At 52.8% G+C, this 5613-nt stretch carries 6 protein-coding genes; 4 read left to right on the forward strand and 2 right to left on the reverse strand.

Features of this window, described 5'->3' with window-relative positions; all coding sequences use genetic code 11:
* Nucleotides 1-140: 140 nt before the first annotated feature.
* Complete coding sequence (locus tag ACESLU_RS10805) at nt 141-812, reverse strand: sulfite exporter TauE/SafE family protein (RefSeq protein WP_372638660.1); 672 nt, start codon at nt 810-812, stop codon at nt 141-143.
* A 231-nt stretch (nt 813-1043) separates the two neighbouring features.
* Here ACESLU_RS10805 and ACESLU_RS10810 point away from each other — a divergent pair, with 231 nt between their 5' ends.
* The 4 genes from ACESLU_RS10810 (at nt 1044) to ACESLU_RS10825 (ending at nt 4321) form a co-directional block, all read left to right on the forward strand.
* Nucleotides 1044-1259: a hypothetical protein gene (locus ACESLU_RS10810; RefSeq protein ID WP_372638661.1), complete on the forward strand. Its 216-nt coding sequence runs from the start codon at nt 1044-1046 to the stop codon at nt 1257-1259.
* 24 nt (nt 1260-1283) lie between these two features.
* Nucleotides 1284-1802 carry a cytochrome C oxidase subunit II gene (locus tag ACESLU_RS10815; RefSeq protein WP_372638662.1) on the forward strand — a complete coding sequence of 173 codons (519 nt, stop codon included), beginning with the start codon at nt 1284-1286 and terminating at the stop codon, nt 1800-1802.
* The gene (locus ACESLU_RS10820) at nt 1799-3475 is read left to right on the forward strand and encodes a b(o/a)3-type cytochrome-c oxidase subunit 1 (protein ID WP_372638663.1); all 1677 of its coding nucleotides are present in this window, start codon (nt 1799-1801) and stop codon (nt 3473-3475) included. The genes ACESLU_RS10815 and ACESLU_RS10820 overlap by 4 nt, the downstream gene beginning before the upstream one ends.
* A 270-nt stretch (nt 3476-3745) precedes the next feature.
* Complete coding sequence (locus tag ACESLU_RS10825; RefSeq protein WP_372638664.1) at nt 3746-4321, forward strand: hypothetical protein; 576 nt, start codon at nt 3746-3748, stop codon at nt 4319-4321.
* A 192-nt stretch (nt 4322-4513) separates the two neighbouring features.
* Here ACESLU_RS10825 and ACESLU_RS10830 read toward each other — a convergent pair.
* Nucleotides 4514-5613, reverse strand: a 1100-nt coding sequence (locus tag ACESLU_RS10830; RefSeq protein ID WP_372638665.1) for a heavy metal translocating P-type ATPase, incomplete at its 5' end; no start/stop codon positions are given.

Consider the following 5613-nt stretch of genomic DNA (forward strand, 5'->3'; position numbering starts at 1 on the left):
AAAGAATGAGTCGGTGGATGATATTCAGGTGGGCTTTATTGCCGTCGACAAGCAGGGAAGGTTCGGGGGCTACAGCATTCAGAAAGGATTTAACTTTGCGGTCTGTGAATCCGGTCAAAACCAGCTGGTGGATGCTCCGTTTACAGCACCGGGCTGATGAAGGGGATGCCGAGATTGAGTCCCCGGAGAATGAGGATGAGCCCCACCAGAGCAATAAAATAGGGAGAGAAGTTTTGCAGCTTTTGCCGGAATGTGACCGGCACCAGGTTGCCGGCCAGACTGACGCCCAGCATGGCGGGGATCGTCCCCAAACCGAAGGCCGCCATGAAGAGCAGGCTCGGCTCAACGCCGCCGCTTGTGGCTGCGGTAGCCAGGGCCATGTACACAAACCCGCAGGGCAGGAGTCCGTTCAGCAGCCCGATGAGAAAAAGCGAACCGAAGCTGCCGCGGCCGAAGAGGTCCTTTATCCGCCCGGTGATGTTGGCCGCCAGTCTGCGGGGAAGGGATCCTGCCCGGTCGAGCAGTGCGCGCAGTTTCCGCCAGGCGGGAACAAGCAGCAGGATGAGCCCAATGGCGATGGACAAGCCCTGCTGGTAGCCGCCGATGGATATGATGCGGCTGAAAAATCCGACCGCGCCCCCCAGTGCGGTATAGGTGACCACACGTCCCATATTATACATTATCCGGGAAACAGCAAAAGGGATGTGTTCGGTGAAGGGGCCCGGCAGCGCAAGAGCGATCGGCCCGCACATGCCTATACAGTGAAAACTACCCAGAAAACCGAAGGCCAGGCCCGCTAAGATCCACTCCATAACGGATTGTTATCATTTTCAGTTACGGGATTTGCACCTGTCATTTGAGGGGCTTATGCGATGATACATAACTTATGTATCTCAATATAACCGGATTGCGAGAGAAAATCTGAATGGCCAATAGAAAATATCGAATCTAAATAAGAAAAAAGGGCTTGATCTTGTTCTCTTTTAGTACTTATTTGTCTGAAAATCGGTGATGCAATCAACTTTCAACTAAATATTACTGTTATGCCTGATGAATCCAGCCAATCTGCTGATCTGGCAGAATATGACAAAAGCTGGGAGCAGCGTAACCCCGAAATAGTACGCGAGATTACGATAGAGGAATACAAGCCCGTCGGTACATTGGTAATAGCACTCATCTACCTTGTCATTATAGTGGTGATGTGGATTTTTATGTATTTCATTGAATTTGGTGGAAATGCTCCTTCTATTATTGATTAATTAACCCATTAAGAGTAATTATTTATGCATATACATAAATTTGAACGGTGGTGGATTAGGATCTCCTACGTGTTGATAGCCTTTTTTATTGCCACGGTGGTGTATGGATTCGTTTCAATGGATTTAAAGGTTATTGGAAATTATCAAACGATAGATCCCCAGAATTTAAGTGAAACCCCTTTCGGAACACCCGGGGTGCGGGAGGTTACGAATGGGGGGGTAACCGAATATGAGGTCTATGTACAAACCATTCAGTTTGCTTTTTTGCCGGGTACATCTTCCCCCATCACCGTACCGGCCGATACCCGGATTACTTTTTACGTTACCAGTCCGGATGTATTACACGGGTTTGATGTAGCGGGCACCAACTTGAATACCATGGCGATACCGGGCCAGGTAGCCAAGTTTACCACGATTTTCCCTGAGGTCAGGGAGTACGGTATTGTATGTAACGAGTATTGCGGGCCCGCTCACCATATCATGGAGGGTAAAATCAACGTTGTTCCTAAATCCGAGTTTGATAAAAGTAATCTTGTAGAATGACATTCTTACACCAGTATCCAAAAGCTGCTAAAGTTGCCCGGGCGAATTTTATTGTTGCTTTTATCGCGCTCGCGATAGGGGGACTGTTTGGGTTCATACAGGCCCTGCACCGTACCGATGTGTTCCGGGGATTTTTTAATTCCGGGGAGTATTATTCCGTACTTACGGGACACGGTGTCTTGCTGGCTCTCATTTTTACGACCTTTTTTATTGCCGGACTATTTGTGTGGGGCGTAACGCGGAGTCTTGACCGGGAACCGGAGAATATGACCTTTACCTGGTCGTGGTTCTGGATAATGACTATCGGTTTAACCATGACAGCCGTAACGATTCTGGGCGGCCTGGTACCGGACAGTTCGATCCGGGCTGCTGTGCTGTATACCTTCTATCCGCCCCTGCAGGCGCACCCCGCTTTTTATATCGGGCTGGCCCTGGTGCTGGTGGGATCCTGGTTGGCCGGGGCCGACTGGTTCTGGTCGTATAACAAGTGGCGGAAAAATCATCCCGACGGCCCGATCCCCATCCTTACCTTTATGGCACTCTTCACCATGCTGATGTGGTACGTCTGTACCATCGGGCTGGCTCTTGAAGTGGTGGGACTGTTGATCCCCTGGTCGCTGGGATGGGTTACGGAGATTGAGCCGCTCCTGCCCCGTACGCTCTTCTGGTTCTTTGGACACGCCGTGGTTTATTTTTGGCTGCTGCCGGCGTACTATGTTTGGTACGCAATTCTGCCCAAACTGTCAGGGGGACGCCTGTTCAGTGATGCCATGACGCGTATTGTGTTTGTTATCTTCCTGCTGCTTTCCACGCCGGTGGGCTACCATCACCAGTATGCCGATGCGGGTATCTCCGTGGGATTTAAGTTTTATGCCATGGCGACAACAATGCTGCTGTTGCTGCCGAGCCTGATGACCCTGTTTACGGTGGTAGCCAGTATGGAGCACGGCGCCCGGCAGCGGGGGGGCAAAGGCTATCTGAAATGGATTGGAAAGCTCCCGTGGGATAGTCCCGCTTTTGTGGGATGTGCATTGGCCGGCATCATGTTTGCCGCGGGCGGGTTCAGCGGTATGATTAACGCAGGTATGAATATTAACCTGATCATCCATAATACAATCTGGGTACCCGGGCACTTTCACCTTACCGTGGGAACAGCGACAGCATTGACCTTTATGGCTATCAGCTACTGGCTGATTCCGCAGCTGACGGGACGAAAACTGAAATTTAAAACCCTGGCCCTGATCCAGCCCTATGCCTGGTTCCTGGGGATGACGCTGATGTCCAATGCCATGCACCGGGCGGGACTGGCCGGGGTGCCTCGCCGAACGGCCGAGCCGCAATACAGCGGTTTCGAGTTTGAGCCAATTTTTGGGACGATGGCTGAAATGGACTGGCAGATCGCTATAGGCGGTACGATCCTGACCATCTCGCTGACGCTGTTTCTGTGGGTAATTACTGCGTCCTGGATGGGGGGCGAGAAGGCGGACAGGCCGGTTGATGATTATATTCCCGAACCCCTGTCGGGCGCTGAACACACGCCCAAAATACTCGACAATATGAAGCTCTGGTTTGCGCTGGCGCTTATTCTGGTTCTGCTGGCCTATTCGTTCCCGCTCTGGGAGATGATATCCGATGGTATCTTTGAACCGGGAGCCCTGCCGCGGCCTTCTTGACTGGATGAGCCATGATCCAAAATTCCTAATCCACTACTACAGCTCATTACCCCTTAACTGTAATCCATTATCTGTTTTCGAATGCAGGGGGTCACGGTCTTGTTGTGGTATTGTTCGTGATTAAAAGTCAATGTCAGGGTTAGGCAAGAAGTTCCGCTATGAGAGCCTGCAGCCAGAGGCCCCGGTGCAGTGTATCATCCTCATACCCCCGATTATTATCAAATTTCAAACCGGATTTGCAAAGCGTTTTTATCCCCCCACAAGAGAATTATGACCGAGAACCACTCCAACAGCGACAGCAATTCCCGTAATTCCACCAAACGGCTGGTGAAAGTACTGGTTATTGTTGGCATCGGTATTCCTGTTTTGGTAGAGCTGATGACCCTGTTTAACCTGATCAACGTGCAGATTTTTGAGGATGAGGAAGTACGGCAGCCGGAACAGGTTGCCGAGGTCCGGCAGATCACCGAAGGGGATACGCTTTTCCGTGATTACGGATCCCCGATAACGATTGAACTGATGAGAATTAATGTCAGCGCACAGCAATGGCAGTTTGAACTGGGGTTGTCGCTCCCCGACAGCGTGGACCGGGAGCCGTTGGATATCGAAGTGGACAGCATGCGGTTGAACAGCGGCAAGATACACGCGACCGGGGGAAACAGCTCGTGGAATGTGCAAGAGGAGTATAGGCCGTCCCGGCTGCAGGCGGAATGGGAGCTTCCCAACGGAGACATCCCCAGCACGTTGTATATCAGTTCGTTTCAGCAAATGAAAAACGATACGGCCAGCCGAGTTCAACAGGAAGTGCCCCTCGGAAATATTCCCGTTCGTTACAATCGGGAATAGAAAGACCGCCATCTTTTGTATAACATCCCACGCTCGGCTATTTTATCAAAGAATTCCTGAGTGGATCTGTCTTGGGGTCAAAGTGGAAAGTTTACAGATCCGTAATTTCAACAAGTAATTTTTTTGTTTGGCACATCATGGCTCTGCCCCGGCTGTTGTTTAATTGGTAACAATGGACAAAAAACAACGATCTTATATGTTCATACTCCGGGAGGAGTTGCCGACGACCAGCAGGCTGCTTGCCGCCATGGCCCCCGCCGCAAACAGTGGGTTTATGGTCCCCGCAATAGCCAGGGGAATTGTTATGATATTATAGAGAAAGGCCCATCCCAGGTTTTGCCGTATGCGGTTTCGGGTCAGCCGCATCGCCCGGAATACCCTGGGAACGACGGCGAGGCGCTCGCCGGGAAGGACGATCTGGGCGGACTCCGCTGCTATGGCGGAGAGATCACCAAAAGCAATACCGAGGTCAGCTTCAGCAAGAGCGGGGGCGTCGTTGCTGCCGTCCCCGACCATCGCCACCCGGCCGAATGTACGCAGCTCCTGGATGATATTGGATTTGGATTCGGGACGGGCTTCGGTAAACAGGAAATCCGGCTCCAACTCTTCGCGGATAGCCCGGGCGGCTTTTTCGCTGTCGCCGGTAATCAGGGCCACGTTTTTCTTCTCTTTTCTTAGCCCGGCAATCACCTTTCGGGCGTCTTCCCGGAGACGATCCCCGACGATGAGAATACTCCGGATCTCCCCATCCCATCCCACACCGACGGGGAGGCGTCCCTGCTGCCGGCTTCGCCTGACTTTCGCGCTGAGACCGGCAGGGAACCGGAACTGCTTTTCCTCCAGCCATTCGGGTTGTCCCACCCAGACCCGGGTACCCCCGATGTCGCCGCTCAGGCCGGTAGAGCAGCTTCGGATGTTCTGTACGCTGCGGCTCCTCGCCTCGTCAGAGGTTAATGCCGCGATAGGGCCGGCAACGGGATGCGAGGAGTACTGCTCCAGCAGGGCGGCATACCGGAGGGCCTGCGGACTCGACCCCTCATCCAGCAGGTGCATGCGTCCGCTCGTCAGCGTCCCCGTCTTGTCGAAGGCGACGATATCGATATCCGCCTCTTCTTCAAAGACAGCGGCTGTCTTGAAAACGATTCCGTTCTCGAGTCCGCTTCTGATCCCCGAAGCGATCGCCAGCGGTGTCGCAAGTCCCAGTGCGCATGGACACGAAACAATGAGTACCGCCAGGGCTGTGAGCATTGCCTCGGTTACAGGGGCTCCGCCGGTCAGGTGAAAGGCAAAGG

The sequence above is a fragment of the Fodinibius sp. genome (genome assembly GCF_041642155.1).
In the GTDB taxonomy this organism is placed as follows: Bacteria; Bacteroidota; Rhodothermia; order Balneolales; family Balneolaceae; genus Fodinibius.